Here is a 19,505-nt window from a genome sequence, read left to right as displayed (position 1 = left end):
CAGCAACAGCAACAGCAACAGCAACAGCAACAGCAACAGCAACAGCAACAGCAACAGCAACAGCAACAGCAACAGCAACAGCAACAGCAACAGCAACAGCAACAGCAACAGCAACAGCAACAGCAACAAAAGTCTCAGAATAGTACTAAACAAGAGCAAGGACAGCAGTCACAAAATCAGCAAGACGCTGAAAATAAAAAAGAAAAACAAGAATCCGAACACAAAGCTAAGCAGCAAAAGGCCGAAACGGAAGTAGAAAAGCAAGGTGAGCAAAAAAGAGGTGAACCTATGCAGGCGCAAGTCCAACCAAAAAAATCACATCAGGATGATCCTGAGTTCCGCCGCCTAGAAGCTGTCGAAAGTGCTCGAGATCCAAGCTTTTTGATTCGTGCACAAATGCAGTTGCAAGCTCAACAAAAACAACGTCCACAACAATCTCAGAAGGAGTGGTAAGCCCGTGATGAAAAAAGGCGTACATCTGGTCTTTATTCTTGTGGCCAGCCTGTTATCTAGTTTCTCGGTGATGGCACAAAGCCTCCAGGCAAGTGTCAACAAAACTGAAGTGGCTAAAAATGAAGTCATCAACCTACGGATAATGGCAGACTCAGAAGTTGCGTCCGACGCCATCGACTTCAGCGTATTGGAAAAAGACTTCTTCCTAGGACAGCCTCGCTACGGGCGTTCGAGTAACAACATCAATGGTCGAAAATATCAGCGCACAGAATGGAGCATTTCTATAGCGCCAATGAAAGAAGGGATAATTACGATCCCGAGTTTTTCGGCCGATGGCATGAAAACCGAGCCAATTCAGCTAAAAGTCACGGCGAACAAATCGGCACCCGATCTGGATGATTTGTTCAGCTTCAATATGAGTGTCGATAACCATACGCTATATCCGCAGCAATCTGCGAATTTACGCATGCAACTGATCATCAAGGCCGACACTCGCCGTTTAGACAACCCACAAGTTGTGCCACCACGTATTGAAGGCATGAAGCTTGAACCTGTTGGTGAAATGCAACAAGGGCAGCGAGTCATTGCTGGGCTTGAAGTAACAGTGGTGGAGCAATCTTTCCGCTTAACCGCAGAACAACCGGGAACATTCACGCTCCTTGGCCCACAACTGACTGGATCTTATATCTATGGCGATAGTCTGACGGGCTCAACCAAGATCATGCCGATCAGCACAAAAGTGGAGCAAATGCCAATAACGGTAAAAGCCATACCTAGTGCGTTTAAAGGCAGTTGGTTACCCGCATCGGCACTGCAAATGACTCAGAGCTGGCAAGACGATCAAGGCAATACGCTATCCGCCAATACGGTAAATAACGTGAAACAAGGTTCGTCTATTACTCGTACCATTCAAATCAAAGCTCGCGGTACACAAGCCGAATACTTACCGCGTATTACTATGGATTACCCAAACTCCTTACGCGTTTACCCTGAGCAGCCTCAATTCGACACAGCAAGAGATGGCACGGTAATCATGACGGTAAAACAAGTGCTGATCCCAACAGAAGCAGGCGAATTCACGCTGCCAGGCTACGCACTGAATTGGTGGGACAGTAAAAGCGATGAAGCAAAGCAGGCAAACTTGTCTGAGCTAAAACTGAATGTGGAACAAAGCGATGCAGGCTTGATTACCTTACCTGAAACCGCGCTTCCTATACCAACCGTTTCAAATGCAGCTCCTACCCAACAAAATAGCGTAGACAAACTTTGGCAAACGCTCACTTTTGTTTTTGCAGGCTTGTGGATTCTTACTTCCGCAATTGCATTTGCAATTTGGAAAAAGCGTCCTGTTGCTTCCACAGTACCATTGTCGGCATCAGAAAGACCACTTTGCGTTGAAGCGTTGAAACGCATCATTAATGAAGGCGACGAAGCGAAAATCGAACGCTCAATAAACGAGTACTTGAGTACCCATCGTGACCGACTAAATCCCGAAGATGTTCAAGCGGTCAAACTCGAACTCGATGCCATGAACAGAGCACGTTTTAGTCCAAATCAACAGCCATGGAGTCACAAAGCCCTGTTGGAGAAAGTGCAAAAACTGGCCAAGGCCAAACGTGACAAATCTAGCCACCAGCTAGAAAAACTATAAACTATAAATAAGAATGGCAGCGCTCTAAACGCTGCCATTTTTATGAGTTATAGACGATAAACAATATTTAAATTAATTCCGCTTAAATCTAATCCGTTATCGTCATAAAGCTTCATCCATTCAATCTGTAGTTCTAATGGTGTTCCTTTATTAAAAGCAAATCCAATCCCATATTGCAAATCTTCATCACTTTCAGAAGCGCCATCCGCTGACGCTGTTATTTTCCCGTATCCTAATAACCCATACAGGTCTACGTTTTCACCTAAAGGCACCAGGCCTTTTGCCAACAAAGCAAAATTACGCTCTACTTCTAGTGAAATGCCGTATAACTCATCATCAGACACACTTCCATAACCTCGGACTTCAACACCAAAGTTTTGATGAAACCTATAGCCAAACATCGCGCCGAGGAGAGAGTTATTCAACGAGTACGATCCTAAAGAACCAAGATTTATATCAGCGTCGGCATACTGATAACCAATCCCCAAGTATCCGAAAGGTTCAAACTCACTTACATTATTGTATTGCTTTCCTTGAGATACACCGGTGAAACTCAACGCGAGTATTGCTAGTAGCACATTACCTTTTTTCATAATCACATCCATATTGATCAAATTGCACACTGCAATATAAAAGTAGTGGACTAGATAGATACCAGCAGTAAATTTATAAATAAAAATAACAATAGTGAAGACGTTGGCCAAACCTAAAAAGCACTAAGTACTCTTTGATTTTGGGATAACTCGTTAGCAGATAAAATTTTTGCTCATGTCACGCCACAATTTGATCTTTTAACTCATATCGTTTCACGCAATTTCTCCCACTGCTTTTCGCCTGATAGAGCGCCTTGTCGGACAACTGATACAAGTGGTCGAAATTGAAGTCTTTACCTTTGGTTTTGTAGCATGAGTACCCCACCGAAACCGTCAGCAATTCACCTTCAGGGTTATGTTGATGCTTGATGCCTTCATCTTCAATGCATTGACGAATGCATTCCGCTCTCAATCTAACCTCTTCTTGGTTTGAGCCGATCATCAATAACACAAACTCTTCACCCCCAATACGACAAAAGACCTCGTCTTCATCTTTGGTATGGTGTTCAAGAATGTTCCCAATCCGCATCAATGCAATGTCCCCTTCAAGATGACCATAGTGATTGTTAAACAAACCAAAATGGTCGATATCAATCAGAATCAGACCAAATGACATCGCCTCTTCGCAATCCAATGCGCAGTATTTTTGCATCACATGCTCCAGCATACGGCGATTGCCAAGGCGCGTAAGTGGATCGAGTTTAGACAGTACTTCGAGCTGGCGATTCGCCTCTTCTAGCTCTTTGGTTCGGTTCTGCACTTCTAACTCAAGGTTTTCATTTAACTCTCGAATCGCCTCTTGAGCTTGAGTGCGTTGCAGCACCTCGGCCAAACTGGAAGAGAACATACGAATCACTTCGCGCAGTTGAGAGGTTAACGGCGCGCGAGTGAGCAGGTTATCGACGGCAATAAAAGCGATGGGGCCACTGCTGTTTGAGGTGAGAACCGTCATTGCCGCCCAACCAAAACCGACGATATTACAGTCGTGGTAAATGGGAACGGATTCTTCGAATGCGACTTCACTCGGTACGGCGCGAGCTAAATTGATCAGAGAAAAGTTTTGCGTCTCACCAAAGAAATAGGACTCATCGACGACATTCCCTTGAATGTCCGTGCCCCAAGTTCCCTGCATGTATGAGCAGTTTTCATCGGTCAAAAATACCGCCATACGATCAATGCCGAGGTTTTTAATCGCGAAAGTCACTGCCGATTTACACACATCACTCACGGTTGTACAGCGTGATAGCTCAACCATGCTTGAGTGCAACATGCGCACATTTTGCTCTTGGCGCTTACGGATATAAATTTGTGAGAAAAGAGAACCAAACGAGTCCAACATCTGTTTTTGATACGCCGTTATCGGCTTGCGATGAATGAAGTTATCAAGCGCAAACCAACCGAAGGGCTCATTGCCGTCACGCAGGATTAACATCGCGTTCCATCCCTGCCCGACCACTTTGCCCGCCGTGTATATTGGCGCATCTTCGATGATCACTAAATTACTCTCAAGGCTCGACAGCGCAGCGATGTATTCCTCACTCAGTTGATGTAGATCGTATTGCGTGTGGAATTCATCGATCGTAACGCCAGACTCATCTGTGCCGTATGTACCGCTGAAACTGCGCTTTTTCATGTCCAGTAGCATCAGTGTGGTGCGGTCAAAGCCCAATCGTTCACGCAGGGCTTCGACGGCTTTGTAATACAAATCTTTTAAGGAATCAGGGTTGGAGATCTCGAGTGCGACTTGCTGAACTAACTTCATGTTTTCGATAAAACGTTCGCGCTGGCTAATTTCATCGACGTATTGAGCTTCACGGATGTCTCGATGTCGCATCTCTTGTGATGCATTTTTCTCGGCTCGAATGCATTGCCAACGCGCAGCCGCGAGCTGCATTGCGTCGTAGCTTTCTTCGTAAATATTGTGTGCGGTGCGAGCTTGGACAGATTGGATAAGTAAATAGGTGCGTTTTATTGGCGTGTTGTCGAGCATCATTATGTAGCTGTCGCCACCTAAATCTTGGGTGTGATTCCAGTTACAAGTGTTAATCGCCAGAGGAATAATGCTTTCGGATGTATCAAATTGGCAGGCCCAGTCCCAGAAAATCTCAGGGTACTTTTGAATAGGGTAAAGCTCTCCGCGAGAAAAACTCACAGAACAACGAGGATTGGTTAAAGGGTCTTCAAAAATGGCGATCGCGTGGGGGGAAAAGAGGTTCTCTAATTGATCGAATATTGCTTCGGCCAGCAGCCGGTGGTCCCTCGTTGAAGACACTTTTCTCGTAAAACTTTTTAAATTCACCCTACCAACCTAATTTACTTTTTTATCCTCGATAAAAAACTACGCAGGTGGTGATATGCAATCAATATAATCAATTTTGAGCTGTTAAGTAATTCGCAAAATTTTCGGACTAAATTTCACATTCGAGAACTCTTCAGCACTTTTAGCACCATGTTTCACGAGAATTACATGTTGCATAAAAGTGGCCAATGTCGCTTAATTTTTAATAACTATTTATGCAGATAGATTTTATAAATCAGCATCTTAAAAAGAAAAAGGCCCCTCATAAAGAGGGGCAAAGTTACCATCGCTTATAGTTATTTGGTTATTTCAAAAAATGCGGTTGTTAACCGAAGTCGCCGTTTACGTACCCTTGCGTACGGTCGTCTTGAGGGCTACTGAAGATCACTTGAGTATCGTTGTGCTCAACCAGTTCACCCATTAGGAAGAACGCGGTGCGGTCAGAGATACGACGCGCCTGTTGCATTGAGTGAGTCACGATTACGATGGTGTAGTTCTTCTTCAGTTCTTCCATCAATTCTTCAATTTTGTGAGTTGCAATCGGGTCAAGTGCCGACGTCGGTTCATCCATCAGGATTACGTCCGGTTCCATCGCGATAGTACGCGCGATACACAAACGCTGCTGCTGACCACCAGAAAGGCCGAATGCGTGTGATTTAAGGCGATCTTTCACCTCATCCCAAAGTGCAGCGCCACGCAGCGAACGCTCTACCACTTCATCAATTGTCTTTTTGTCTTTGATACCTTGAGCGCGCAAGCCGTAAGCCACGTTCTCGTAGATGCTCATTGGGAATGGGTTTGGCTTTTGGAATACCATGCCGACTTTGATGCGAAGATCCGCAACGTCAATGTTGCCGTAGATGTCTTCGCCATCCATCGCGAGCTTACCCGTAATTTTTACGCCTTCGATAAGGTCATTCATGCGGTTCAAACAGCGTAGAAGCGTTGATTTACCACAACCTGATGGGCCGATAAGTGCCGTCACTTGACGAACAGGAATAGGCAGGTTGATCGATTTCAGTGCTTGGTTTTCACCGTAGAATAGGTCTAGGTTTTCAATATCAAACTTGTTCATTGTCTTAATCTCTTAAATCTTGAATTCGTGTCTTTTAACGTGCGTTCTTAATTGGTTTTGTTAGTAAGTTGCTGTGTTAAAACGTCTTGCAATCAGTTTAGTCACCATGTTGATCAAAAGAACAACGACGATCAGCACTGTTGCCGTACCGTAAGCCTGATTCCATTCTTCAATGGTAAACAGCTCGGTAGTCAGTTTGTAAAGGTGAACGGTTAGCGTACGGCCTGAATCCAATAGAGAATCCGGAATACGTGCAACCATACCTGCTGTCAGGAATACTGGAGCAGACTCACCAATGACACGACCAATACTTAGAATGACCGAGGTTAAGATACCTGGCATCGCGCTCGGAAGAATCAAACGCCAGATAGTGTAAATTTTTGAAGCGCCAAGGCCGTATGAGCCTTCACGATACGTTTGTGGCACTGCCATCAATGCTTCTTCCGTGGTACGGATGATAACTGGCAGGATTAGGATACTTAGCGTCAGTGCACCCGATAGAATCGAGAAACCAAGACCAAGAATTGCCACGAAGAAAGTCATACCAAACAGACCGAAGATGATCGACGGGATACCTGCTAGGGATTCTGTACAGAATCGAATCACTTTCACCAAGCGGCTGCCTACTTTTGCGTATTCAGTCAGGTAAATTGCCGTCATGATACCCAATGGTGCCGCTACCGCGATGGATGCAATAACCATGTAGATGGTCGACACAATCATCGGGAAGATACCGTGCTCATCGCCGGTACGAGTGTAATTGTCAGTAATGAAGTTCCAATCTACGTGTTGTAGACCGTTTGATAGGATGTACCAGATAATCCAGAACAGAAAACCTACCGTTAGTGCAGCCGAAATCCAAACGAAAGCGTTAAAGACGTTATCTTTGAACTGGCGTGCTTTTTTCAGTTTTGCGCGATCCATAATAGTCACCTTTAACGAGCGATTACTTCGCTTTTTCTCGGTTTAGGTAAAGAAGTACAGCGTTCAACGACATGATGAAGACCAGCAGTACCACACCTGTTGCGTACAGTGCGTTCGCGTGAACACCACTTGCGTAAGACATTTCAATCGCGATGTTCGCGGTCAGCGTACGTGCTGAGTCGAGAATGCCTTCTGGCATTGCCGGTGCGTTACCCATCACCATGATGATTGCCATTGTCTCACCCAACGCACGACCGATACCAAGAATCACACCAGTCATGATGCCTGAACGAGCCGCAGGAACGAGCAGTTTGAAGATTGTGTAGATTTTTGAAGCGCCAAGAGCCAAAGAGCCTTCTTTGTAAGCACGAGGCACCGCTCGAATAGACGTTTCAGATACCGTGATTACGGTCGGTAGAATCATCACACCAAGAACAATGATACCCGCCAAGATGGTGTTACCCGCTGGCACATTGAAGATGTCTTGAATCAAAGGAACGATGATAACGAGGCCGAAGAAGCCATACACCACCGAAGGGATACCCGCTAGCAACTCAACCGCAGGACGAATAACATCAGCCAAACGCTTAGGCGCGATTTCAGCGATGAAGATTGCGGTAAGCACACCAACAGGAACGCCAACCATCACCGCACCCGCAGTAGAGACTACAGAAGCGACAATCATTGTTGCTACGCCGTAAAGCGCAGGTGGAAGCCAGTTTTGGCCAAGAACGATGCCCGATACTCCAGCTTCTTGGAAGGCAGGAATACTCTCTCGAACAATAAAGTAAGCAATTACTGCTAACGACACAATGCCGATAACAGCACTGGTTAGGAACAAGCCGTGGAAGATACGCTCTTTCCAGTCTACACGACGTTTCTCGCGCAGGCCTGTCTTGCTGATAGCTTTAGCGTCAGTATTCATAAGCTTTTCACTATTTGTTGCGATGGTCATTTAAAAATCTCACGGTTCTGGGTATTGCCAATGAACGCTATGGATAGAAAAGGCTCAGCCCTAAACGGTGGGCTGAGCAAACTTAAGAGTCCCGATAAATTAGTGAACTGAGATGTAACCGTTTTGGTCAACTAGCTTTTGCGCATCTTCAGTTAGCATCCAATCTAGGAATTTTTGCGTTTCTGCAGATGGCTTGCCTTCTTTGTAAAGCACAAGGAATGGGCGAGCTACTTTGTAAGAACCGTTTTTCACGTTAGCAACTGTTGCATCAACACCGTCGATTGCTAGAGCGTTAACTGTGTTGTCTACTGTACCTAGTGAGATGTAGCCGATTGCGTATGGGTTAGATGCAACCATTGTTTTAAGTGCGCCGTTACCATTAGCAACTTGAGCACGTTGAGAAATTGCTGAAACTTTCTTGCCAGAAATTTTCATTTTCAGCGCCATGATGTCTTCAAATGCACCACGAGTACCAGAAGCGGTATCACGAGTGATTGCTACGATAGGCTTATCTTCGCCGCCCACTTCTTTCCAGTTTGATACTTCGCCTTTGTAGATTGCTGTCACTTGCTCAGCTGTTAGACCTGCTAGCTTGTTTTGTGGGTTAACAACAACCGCGATACCGTCACGAGCAACCACTTCTTCGACAAGTGTTGGCTCTTTTTCTGATTCCTTCAGGTTACGAGAAGACATACCTAAGTCTGCTGAACCGTTTTTCGCCGCTTTAACGCCAGCTGAAGAGCCAGGGCCTTGAACCTCGATGAATACGTTCGGGTTCGTCTTCATGTATGTTTCAGAGAAAACTTCCATCAGTGGAGTTACGCTGCTAGAACCCACTGCAGAGATAGTTTCTTTAGCAGAAACAGGAGTCACTGCCATTGCGCCTAGAAGTGCGATTGCACCGATTACTGTCTTTTTCATCACAATTTCCTTAAAGTGGCTTTATTGCCGTTGTGTTTCACTTGAACGGTGCCCACTTTAGAATCCGAATATGACAGTTGTGTTTCACTTAGTTGAACCCTCTATGACACGTTGTCATTTCTGTATATTAATTCCGCAACATTTCAGGTTGTGTTATTTCCTCGCCTACTTCCGCGCCTTTCTACTTCTATACAAAATGCCAAGTCCTTCAATTTTGCTACATTTCATAACAATTCGGCATTAGTAAGTAATTGATTTGAAAAATGTATTCATTAGAATCCTTAAGGTTATTAATAATAATAATAATGATAATAATCAAAACTATAGAGGGTCAATCATGCGTCAATTTCTTAGTACGCTTTCTATTAAACTTCAGGTCTTTTTACCTGTTCTATTCACCGTTGTATTACTCGTCATTGGATTGAGCGTCGGAATCGGCAAGCTCGATCAAGCATTCAATAAGGTTTCCACTTCCACCAACAAGCTGATCATTCATAAAGAGGAACTCAGCGCCATCGTAGACAACACCTACGCCATGCGCATCAAAGCCATTTACAGTCTATTTAGAGCCAAAGATGTCCAATCTCTCAACCAAGAACTGTCTGATAGACAAAACAAAAACCGCGATTTTCTGAATTCCATCGATAGCCTCCCAGGCGTTAAAACCGAAGTGAATGCCATGCGCAAAGCCATGGATCACTATGTTGATTTCACGCGCGTCACCATGACACCTCTGCTCACCACCAAACACTCTTCTGGCTACACCACATCCGATTTCAATCAAAAGTACGAATCTGCGATGGCAGAATATCGATTGGCTGGCGAAGCAATGATCAACGCCATCGACAACCTGTCTAAGCAATTGAATCAAATCGTCACTGATGAAGTGGAAGCGAATGGCGAACAGCATTCAACCACGCTCACTTACAGCGCGGTCTCGCTTGCAGTGATCTTGAGTGCCGCTTCGCTTATTAGTTGGATACTAGCTAGCTATATCGTTGCACCGATTCGTAACCTTCAAGGAACCATGCAAGAAGTCGCGAAGGGAAATCTATTGGTTAAAGCCGAAGCCATCGGAAAAAACGAAGTGTCGCAGCTGGCTCAGGATGTAAACCAAACCATCGACAAACTGCGTGAAACAGTGAGTGCATTAGTTCGCATTAGTGAAGATGTGGCATCAGCATCGACCGAGTTAGCGACCGTTATGACTCAAAGCAGCGTCAATTCGGATCAAGAAAAACAAGAAGTTGAGCAAGTGGCTTCGGCGATCAACCAGCTAGAATCTACCGCAGCTGAGGTGTCGACCAATGCACAAGAAGCAGATAGCGCATCAAATCAAGCACGCATGCTGACCTCACAAAGCCTGAGCATGTTTGAAGAAAGCACTCGCGCAAGCGAAAAAATGGCGGAGCAACTCAACGAAGCCGCTGCCGTCGTGACGTCGCTAAAAGATCAATCAGAACATATTGGTCGCGTGATCGAAGTGATTGAAGGCATTTCTGAGCAAACCAATCTGCTTGCACTGAATGCAGCGATCGAGGCTGCACGTGCGGGCGAAAGTGGCCGAGGCTTCGCGGTAGTGGCCGATGAAGTCCGTATGCTAGCGGCGCGAACTCAGGAATCGACAAAAGAGATCCAGACCATCATTGAAGAGCTTCAACAGCAATCTGGTCACGCGAATGAAAGCATGCACTCTAGCTTAGCCATGCTGTCAGACAACCAAGCTCTGGCACAAGAAGTTAGCCAATCACTTGCTAATATCAGTAACGCTATCGCCGAACTGAACTCAATCAACACTCAAGTGGCGACCGCATCAGAAGAGCAGAAACAGGTCACGGCTGATATCAACAACAACTTAACGAACATCTATGAGCTGGTGAGCCAGAACGTAACTGGCATTACGCAATCCGCCGCTGCCGCTCAAGAGCTTTCTGGCCTAGCGGAAAACCAGCAGCAACAGTTAAGACAGTTCCAAGTGTAATCACTCATTGTGGCGTAAACACATGCGAAACACTGAATGAAATACGAAAAAAGCTCCGCAAATGCGGAGCTTTTTAACGTCATTGTCTTAACAGCCACTTGTCGATTAATCTTCGTCTGTGACAAGCAACACTGAAAACTGGTTCGCCTCAGGAGAATAGCCAATAACATCTCCATTCACGCTTTCGAACGTCATGATTTGTCTAGCGTCGGTGCCGGGCGTGTTGCTCCAGATATAGCTACCTAAATCACCAGTTTCCAACGAGTATGCGCTTTCAAACGCCGTACCATTCATCGAAGGATGGAAACAAGCACGCTCTGTGAGTGTAACTAACTCTTTAATATTCGGTAATCGCCACTGTTTTTTATCTGCAAAATTGTGTAGTACATGGTTGCCCGAGGCATTCCGAATTTGCTCCGCAGTAAGCAGCGCGTTTTGCCATGTTACTTTTTGAGCTTCCCCAGAACACGCTTTTTGAGCCATATCCCATGTCATACCAACTGGGCAGCGCATCCAAGTGAGTCCTGTTTTCAAATCAGTTACAACACCTAGATCAGAGTATAAGTAGCGAGAATTCGGCGCTGACTTCACAAAATCCAAAGAGCATTCCTGAGCGGCCATCGACGCGTAAGAAACAAGTACAAGAGATAATGCGGTAATAAGTTTTTTCATCTTACTCTCCTTTCTCAGCAACTAGACGAATTGGAAATTGGTATGAGTCATCAGCTGTTGGATCTTTTTTATCGGAATAAATCTCAATCGAGCTAGATTGTCCACGGTCGGCACCTCGAACCGTTACCAACGGCATTCTTAAGTACTCGGGCGTTTTTACCTTGTCATTTTCAGTAAAGGTAAACGCCTGGAACCAAACCGAACCGTATTCCAAATAAGGACTACCTAACGTTTGCTGTGGGAAGAACTTAAAATTCATTCCATAAGCGACGCCACTTGCATCTTTCTCTGTTTCACCGAAGTCGAGAACATCATAAAACTCCTGATAATCCGGTAAGCGCCAATTTGTGATGCCACACAGTGATTTCTGGTTGATGTGCTCAATGTATTGCTTAGTTGAGCAAATATCATCTCTTGCGTTGACACAGCCAACCTGTTCCAAGTCTTTAGAAAACGGCTTAAAGTCTTCTGATTCGTAAACAAACAGACGATCTTTAAACTGAAGCGAATTTTCGTCAGCACTTTTGTTTTCCCAAACCAAACCCGTGCGCTCATCTAATGTACAAGCCCAAGTGGTTGCATCCACCTTTAGCTTCTCGCCCGTTGCACTTAACTTAACAAACTTGAAGCCATTACCTGTCGCCGCATGCTTCTCTAATTTGTCAAAACCAAATTCAGCATCTTGTCCTGGGAAAAGTTCTTGAGGCGTCGCTGTGTTCGAATGTCCTTTAGCGACCGTATAATACAAAACGGTACCCGTATCATTACCTACCGAACCAAGCGCAGATAAAGAAGACAACTTGGCCGCTAACTCAGAGACCTCCGCATCACTCAACAAGTACGCTGCGAGAGATTTGTCGTTATAGCTGAGTGTTTGCGCCATCGTCGTCATGCCAAGTGTGATGTGTTCTGGCTTCATTTTGCTTAGCAACCCGACCGTGTTTTGCTCGATGTATTCCAACTCAGACGCATTGGGATCCGACATCACGGTGCCAGGCAGCTTCACGTTAGCATGTGCAAGCCAATCTTTTAGAACTTGTTCTGCTTGGCTGACGGTTTTACCATCAATAACCAGCGCCGCGATTAATGTGGTAACGCCATTAATGTCGTTACCTTTGCTCAAACCACGTCCCGGCGTCATCATGTTCAGTGTGAGCTCATCGCCTTGGTCAACCTGAGCCAAAATTGGACTGGTTAAAATGTTCTTGTTTGTCGAGGTAATCGAGAACTCACCTGCGTTATCACTTTTTGTGCTCGGCTCAGTCGCATCACACACAAAGTTCTGGTTGAGGTCGATGCACACTGGTGTATCTAACAACGTACCTTTCGCAGAAATGGTTCCCGCTACGTTGTAACTTGGCGCCGTTGCGTCACCACCACCAGAACCGCCACCACAACCAACAAGGGCCAGTGAGACTGCAATGAGAGAATATTGAAACTTCATAGGTCTTATCTTCTTTTTGATGAATCGTTATTACGAGAGCGAACCACTCTCAACATTGAAAGCACAAGCAAGCCAAAGAGCGCCCAAGGTGAGCCACTCCCACCCGAGCCATTGCCGTTGCTTTTCGAAGTGGTATCAGCACCGCACTGATACTGGTTAAAGTGACTCACACCCCACGCTTTTAGTGCGCCCGAGTTACCGACCACCCGATCGGAGACTTCTAGTCGCCACGTTCCCCAACTAGGCTCTCCAACCAATGCTTGCAGCTGTGGATCGTGCTGAACCGTGAAATAGCCCGTAAACCCACCCGATTGACTTGGCTGATGGTTAAACAGCACTACAGACTGGCCTTGTGGCGACGTCAACGTGATGTGTAAATCCGCTAAATTCGCGTGTTCGATATCGAGATAAACGGCAAATGAGTCATCAATTTTCTGCGTTTTGTCTGATAGTGTTTGAACAAAAATTTTGTTTCCTTGCACTTCTTGACCGCGCGAGTTAATACTCGCATCGGTGAGCGCATCCTCGATAGACTTGGGCTTATTCAGAAGTAGAGGAACACCGTTCACTAGCGCCGTCACGTTTTGCCAAGATTGCGCCTTAAGCCCTTCAGCAAACTGATAATCCAACGAAACTTTAGATTCAAACGGTGCACCACACGTCAGCCCCGTTGGTAAGTTGGCACTGAATGAGGCCGTGTTTGCCAGTTCCACATCGACCGCTTTCGATGTGTCGTTGTTCAGTGACCAATTGCCCTTTACGCTTGCAGATCGGCCAGTGTGAGAAAGCGTCAACTCGACCGTTTCTCCAGCGTTGATGTAACGAGATTGATATCGGGCGTTAAAAGGAACTTTGAGTAAGTTATGTTGTGCGAAGCTGTCTTTCAGAATTTGTGCGTACTCTTTTTCAGGGAAAAGCATTGTCGCGGCAAATACGGTGGACTCCGCCAAATCATGCATTTTTACACCACGACCCACGCCGTACATGCCTTCAAGCACAATCGAGTCAAAGTCACGGAAAACACGATCCGAACCATCGCCATAACGAGCAACGGACGCTTTCAAGGCTTGGAACAAAGGTGTCGACCACAACTCGTCGCCCAATTCACCACCAACGCTTTCATGCGCTCGGTATTCCGCTCCTTCAAAGTAGCGAGCACGTTGATTCCAGAGACTGCGTGTTGCGTGGCGAACGCCAAACATGCCATCCCAGTTGAACACGGTATCAATCTCAAATTCCTGACCACGGCGAGCCGCATCTAAATACTGTGTTCGGTAGCTCGCGCTGCCCGCCCAGTAATCACCGACACCTTCTCCAATCGCGCCAGTGTGGCCATACGCCCAATCGGGAACAATTTGATAGTGAATCCCGTGTCCTAGCTCGTGCAAAATCACATCTGCATCCGCAGCATCCGGAGATACTCCACCCACGCCTAACATCAGCGCACGCGAACCTGTGTAGTAAGAAGAGTTGTCTAGCGCTAAACCACGTCCATCAAAACGAAGCGGCTCTTCAAATAAGTCATAGCTCAAGCTCGATAGGTACTGCAGTGAGTTGTCAAGATGGTAAAACGCCATCAACTGCAAAAAGGCATTGTCGCCAAGCTGAGCACTTTGCATCGCTTTTACATCAGCAAAAGATTGAACGCCTTCAGGCGGCAAAATACTGCTTGTATCGCGTACAGGCTCCGCACCTACCGCAGGTGTAGGCAGTAATGCAAGTGCATCCACCTGTTTAACGCGCTCGTTGGCTAGGTAGAACTTGCCGTCAGACTGCAAAACTTGAATCTGCTTCTCAACATATTGAAGTGGCTGCGGATAATCCTCTAACGAATTCCAAGCGGAATCAGGCGCAGCTTGTTGCTGCATCGTACGTAAATCAGGATCAAACACTGAGACGGGAACCGTCACTAACTCACCGGAGCTCAACGCTGGCGGCTCGGTCACTTCCAATCGAACAGGCAATTCCAGTTCTGCGGCTGGCATCGCCTCGCCATTACGAATAACCGTATCTTCAAGGCTTTTGAAAATACGCTCGATTTGGCTGTCTTGGTTAGTCGACAGCACAATGGTGCGTTGCGGTTGATACTGACCATCGACACACACATCAAAGTTGTAATGATCTCCAAGCTGAGAACGGGTCTGATAGCGAAACTTGAGTTCGCCAGCGCTAGCGTAATTGTCTTGTAAGTAGCGTAGCGCTTCGGCTTGGTTCGTGACCGTAATAGCCGCGCTAGGGTAATCCCACTGCGCTGCGTTCGTCACTTGAGCGCCTGCCAACGCAAGAGAAAGCGCTAAAAGTTTGAGTTTCATGCTGAGCTCCTACTAAAAGATGTACTTCGCGTTAACCGTAAAGTAACGACCTGGTTCCGTTGAGTAGCGTTTGCTCTCATCTGCTATGCCAGCCACGTCTTGGTAACGAATGTATTCTTTGTCGAACAGGTTGATGATGGTCGCACTCAAACGAAAATCTTTGGTGATTTGGTAACTAGCCCCCAGCTCGAGCGTGTTCCATGCCTCTGTTTGTGCGCATTCTGTCTTTTGTCCGAGCGACGTTTGGCAACTCGGCACACGATCCATTGAACCAGCCCAATTCCACGTCGCGAACGCATTAAAGTCTTGTTGCTGGTAGTTCAGCCCAACATTGCCCTCAAAAGGCGTGATGCTACGAACGTATTCGCCCTCAGCGTCCTTTCCATCCACATAACCAAGCTTGGTACTTAGCTTCCAAGACGATGTGAAAGCATACGCAGCAGAAAGCTCCGCGCCGTAGGTTTCAACGCCGTGTAAGTTTTGGTATTGCTTGACGTAGTTGCCGAAGTTATCTTGACCCGTGGTAACAACATCAATGAAGTTTTGGAACTTGTTGTAAAACGCAGAAACGTAAAGTTGCGCTCGGCCATTATCGAATTTGTTACCGATTTCAAACGAGTCCGAAGTTTCAGCCTCTAGATCCATATTTGGTGCAATAACAAAAGGCGTCAGCGGCACAAAGTCGTGGCTTACGAAGCCATACGCCTTATCGTATTCTGGCGCTCGATAGCCGTGATCGTAAGAGAGGTAAACGCGGTTGTTTTCGAACACTTCACGAGAAATCGACAAACTTGGTGAAACCTCAGAACTGTCGATATCTTTCAATGGATATCCACCGATATCATTCTGGCCATCAGGTGAAAGTCGGTGCGCATCGAAACGCAAACCGCCAGTCAATGTCCATTTATCCAGCTCAATCATGTCACGGAAATAAAGCCCAATGTTGTATGCACGTGCAGCGGCAAAGGGTTGTTTTTGCGATGCGTTGGAACCCGTCCAATCGAGGACTTTTTGATTATCTTCACGTTGGTAGTAATCCGATGCTATCTCAACGCCATACGCTAACTTGTGCTCAGCCGATGAGGCGTGAAGCGTCTGTTTGAAATCCGCTCTCAAACCGACGGTGCTATCGGTAAATGTTTTGTGCTCAAGTTCGCGGCGCTTGATCAACAGACCATTGGCGTCGGTAGAGTTCATTAAGCGATTGGTGTCTGTGATCACTTCGGTATGACGCCAATAAACTTTGGTATCCAACTCTTCAAACCATATTGGATCAAGCGGCGTTAGCTCGGCACCTAAATATGCACTGTATTCTTCTGTCGATTCATCTTCTGCAAAGTCTTCGATATGCCACTTGCCATCTTTTTGTATGGATGACGAACCTTCAAGGCGTTGTTGGTCTTGTCGATAAAGTTCGGCACGCGCTTTGATCATCACTTCATCACTGAAGAAATGATTGATGGCGTATGACGCGCTGTAACCATCCAAATCGCGGTTGTACAAATCTTGGCTGAAGTTACGCGTCTCTTCACCTTGCCAATAAGCCGCGTTGACCAAGCTTTCCGTATCGCCAGAACGAAATGCCAAATTGCTCGCACCTTTGTATTTATTGCTGATCCCCGTATAAGTGCCCGTGGCGTCAACATAAAAGTCACGATCTTCTAAAAACTCGCCCGGCTGTTTGGATTTTAGAATCACAGCGCCACCAATGGCACCAGAGCCCAAAACTGAGGAGCTTGCCCCTTTCACTACTTCTAATGATTCAAGATTAGATAGATCGAACGTGTCGCGGCCCACTTTGTCATTGTTGTCATTCGCACCAAAACCGTCTGCAGAGCGAATACCGTCACGAATGATCATAATGCGATTACCCGTCATGCCCCGAATCGTGATGTTTTGTGGACGACCAGCGCCACCCGACACACTTACCCCAGGCTCGTGACGCAGCGCATCATAAAGCTCTGTTTCGCCCTTTTGTTCAATCTCTTCGCTGGTGACAACCGCAACGCTGCCTGCTACTTCAGACACAGGTTGTTCAATCCGATTCGCCGTCACCACAACCTCTTCCATAGAGAAAACGTCAGATTTGGCGTGCACTTGGCTGGCAGCTAGTACCGAAAGTACTGCCGCTGACACTGGGGTAAGCTTCATTTACTGCTCCGCTTTAGATGTATTAATCAGTGATAAAAGAAAGGCGTATTCTTTTGCTTGTTGTTCTTGCGCTTGTCGTGGGTCCATTTGATGACCCGAGTTAAAATCGGTCTGTAACAAGTACGGCCCGGTGTGCTCACTTAGCTCAGAAACCTTGGCGAGATACTTGGCACCTTCCCAGTAAGGCACGCGCTGGTCGATCAAACCGACTTGAACCAGCATGGGTGGGTAAGCGTCTTTGTGAATGTTGAGAATTGGATCGTACGCCTTCATTAGTGCCAGTTGCTCAGGTTTGGTTGGGTTACCCCATTCGCCATACTGCTGTGTGGTCAGCGGAAGTGAGGTATCCGACATGCTGGCTACCACATCAACAAAAGGCACTTTAAGCACGACGCCTGAAAACAACTTAGGATCTCGATTAACCGCTCCCGCGACCAACGTGCCACCAGCACTAAAGCCAATGGCGAAAACCTCTCTATTACCGCGTTCAAACGTTTTCAGCGTCTTAGCGGCCGCGACAAAGTCGCCAATAGAATTGGCTTTGCGCACACCACGGCCTTGCTCATGCCACTCATCACCAAAGTACCCACCGCCACGAACATGGGCGATAGCGTAAATCACGCCTTGGTCGAGCAAGCTTATGACTTGAGGCATAAAGTACGGTTTCATCGTAAAACCGTATGCGCCATAGCCATAAATCATCACGGGTGATTGTGCGTGTAATTTGTCTTTGCGATACGCTAAAGAGACGGGAACAGAAACACCATCGTGCTTAATGAAAATTCGTTTTGAAACATAATGTTGGCTATCAAAATCTTGGTAAGCATCTTGAGAGTACAAAGATTTAGTCAGCGTTTTTACATCGAACTCTTCCCATTGAGGAGGCGTGGTCATCGACATGCTTCGGATACGAATCTTGTTTGATTCAAAATCGCCTAACGTGCTCAACCAAGCGACATTGCCATCGTGTTCCAATGGCAGTATCACTTTTTCCTGACCTTGATAAGAATACACCGTCAACGTCGACACATTGTTTGGCTTACTAAGTGCCACAACTCCTGCATCATAAAGGTAGAACTGCTCAAGCGGCTCACTAGGGTTGGTAAAGCGTTGCCATGTTGCGCTAAGCGGCGTGAGTTCGGCTTGGTAAAGCGCGAACTTTCCTTCAAGATTACTGTTGAGGTAAACATGCCCTTTCGCGACATCTGCGTAATATTCCACGCCCACTTCTGGCACTCGCAATGAATCGGTGACGGTGCCCGTTTCTAGATCGACAAGCTTCTGCTCTGTTGTTGACTCGTTGTTGCTTTGCAGCACAGCGTAACGGCTATCTGCCGCGCGATAAAAAGAGAGTAACCAATCTGATTTGTACTCATTCCATACTACTGTTTTAGCCAAAGACTCCGTGGAAATACGTAGGATCTGATGAGGTCGCTGGGTACGCTTGTCCTTTGCCACAAGGTACGCCATTTTTCCATTTTGTGATAACAGTGCACCACTATCGACGTGTGTTGCCAGTTCCGAAGATTGGCCTGAGAGTAAATCAACAACCACGGCTCGATATTGCTCGCTGCCGTCGATATCCTCAGTGAAAAGCAGTTTATCGCCACTCACATGCCACTGACCAAGTTGATAGTATTGATGCGCCGATTGTCGCTCAGCGAAATCAAACACCGCGTTTTCTGGTGCATGCTGACTCGCACGTGATAACAACACGTAGCGACCGTCACGACGCGTTAACGTCCACTCTCTTCCATTCACAATCGACCATGGCTGCTCGCCTTTGTCTGCCACCATGGTTTCCCACTGTGCCAGCAGATCTTGTGTCAGTGCCTGATAACTTTTTTGATACTGTTTGGTCTTGCGGTTTTGCTGCGTCAAGTAGGTAAGAACTCGCTCATCTTTACGAGCGTCATCTCGCAGCCAGTTAAAATCATCAGCGGCAGTAGCGCCAAAACTAGAGGTAACTATGAGCCCTAAAAACACATGAGTAAATTTCATATAGAGAGCGAATTCATTTATAGGATTAATGGAATCCGCGTATTCTGCCCTTAAATAAAAATGAGATCAATTA

At 46.4% G+C, this 19,505-nt stretch carries 13 protein-coding genes and 1 pseudogene; 3 read left to right on the top strand and 11 right to left on the bottom strand.

What is annotated here, in order from left to right:
• Positions 1–453 (top strand): annotated as a pseudogene (locus NL646_RS10970) (hypothetical protein); the annotation flags it as partial.
• A 4-nt stretch (positions 454–457) separates the two neighbouring features.
• Positions 458–2,104: a BatD family protein gene (locus tag NL646_RS10965; protein WP_253664223.1), complete on the top strand. Its 1,647-nt coding sequence runs from the start codon at positions 458–460 to the stop codon at positions 2,102–2,104.
• A gap of 47 nt (positions 2,105–2,151) precedes the next feature.
• Here the strand turns inward: NL646_RS10965 and NL646_RS10960 are convergent, their stop codons facing one another.
• From NL646_RS10960 to NL646_RS10935, 6 genes are all read right to left on the bottom strand, one after another.
• Positions 2,152–2,697: an outer membrane beta-barrel protein gene (locus tag NL646_RS10960; RefSeq protein WP_224067160.1), complete on the bottom strand. Its 546-nt coding sequence runs from the start codon at positions 2,695–2,697 to the stop codon at positions 2,152–2,154.
• A 178-nt stretch (positions 2,698–2,875) separates the two neighbouring features.
• Positions 2,876–4,942, bottom strand: coding sequence for a GGDEF domain-containing protein (locus NL646_RS10955; protein ID WP_025605658.1), 2,067 nt, complete (start codon positions 4,940–4,942; stop codon positions 2,876–2,878).
• Positions 4,943–5,321: 379 nt separating this feature from the next.
• A complete protein-coding gene (gene pstB / locus NL646_RS10950; RefSeq protein WP_020838153.1) occupies positions 5,322–6,071 on the bottom strand; it encodes a phosphate ABC transporter ATP-binding protein PstB in 750 nt (249 codons plus the stop codon).
• 60 nt (positions 6,072–6,131) lie between these two features.
• Positions 6,132–6,995 (bottom strand): phosphate ABC transporter permease PstA, encoded by an 864-nt coding sequence (pstA, locus tag NL646_RS10945; protein WP_005478161.1) that lies wholly within the window; start codon positions 6,993–6,995, stop codon positions 6,132–6,134.
• Between the two features lie 22 nt (positions 6,996–7,017).
• Complete coding sequence (pstC, locus tag NL646_RS10940) at positions 7,018–7,950, bottom strand: phosphate ABC transporter permease subunit PstC (protein ID WP_193253157.1); 933 nt, start codon at positions 7,948–7,950, stop codon at positions 7,018–7,020.
• Positions 7,951–8,049: 99 nt separating this feature from the next.
• The gene (locus tag NL646_RS10935) at positions 8,050–8,871 is read right to left on the bottom strand and encodes a phosphate ABC transporter substrate-binding protein (RefSeq protein WP_005462954.1); all 822 of its coding nucleotides are present in this window, start codon (positions 8,869–8,871) and stop codon (positions 8,050–8,052) included.
• A 337-nt stretch (positions 8,872–9,208) separates the two neighbouring features.
• Between NL646_RS10935 and NL646_RS10930 the strand changes: the two genes are divergently transcribed.
• Positions 9,209–10,852, top strand: coding sequence for a methyl-accepting chemotaxis protein (locus tag NL646_RS10930; protein ID WP_021450598.1), 1,644 nt, complete (start codon positions 9,209–9,211; stop codon positions 10,850–10,852).
• Between the two features lie 105 nt (positions 10,853–10,957).
• Here the strand turns inward: NL646_RS10930 and NL646_RS10925 are convergent, their stop codons facing one another.
• From NL646_RS10925 to NL646_RS10905, 5 genes are read right to left on the bottom strand one after another with little or no spacing between them, the layout of a single operon-like run.
• Complete coding sequence (locus tag NL646_RS10925; protein WP_005462950.1) at positions 10,958–11,524, bottom strand: DUF1566 domain-containing protein; 567 nt, start codon at positions 11,522–11,524, stop codon at positions 10,958–10,960.
• Position 11,525: 1 nt separating this feature from the next.
• On the bottom strand, positions 11,526–12,968 hold the full coding sequence (locus tag NL646_RS10920) for a DUF1566 domain-containing protein (protein ID WP_253664222.1): 1,443 nt from the start codon (positions 12,966–12,968) through the stop codon (positions 11,526–11,528).
• A 5-nt stretch (positions 12,969–12,973) separates the two neighbouring features.
• Positions 12,974–15,280, bottom strand: a complete 2,307-nt coding sequence (locus tag NL646_RS10915; protein ID WP_253664221.1) for a proprotein convertase P-domain-containing protein — start codon at positions 15,278–15,280, stop codon at positions 12,974–12,976.
• Between the two features lie 12 nt (positions 15,281–15,292).
• Entirely contained in the window at positions 15,293–17,431 is a 2,139-nt protein-coding gene (locus NL646_RS10910) for a TonB-dependent hemoglobin/transferrin/lactoferrin family receptor (protein WP_253664220.1), read from the bottom strand.
• Entirely contained in the window at positions 17,432–19,432 is a 2,001-nt protein-coding gene (locus tag NL646_RS10905) for a prolyl oligopeptidase family serine peptidase (RefSeq protein ID WP_253664219.1), read from the bottom strand. It lies immediately after the preceding gene.
• Positions 19,433–19,505: the final 73 nt, after the last annotated feature.

The sequence above is a fragment of the Vibrio sp. Y20_XG_PY13 genome (genome assembly GCF_024181925.1).
GTDB lineage: Bacteria > Pseudomonadota > Gammaproteobacteria > Enterobacterales > Vibrionaceae > Vibrio > Vibrio parahaemolyticus.
The sequence above is the reverse complement of the archived record's forward strand: the minus strand, read 5'-3'. Positions and strand labels throughout refer to the sequence as shown.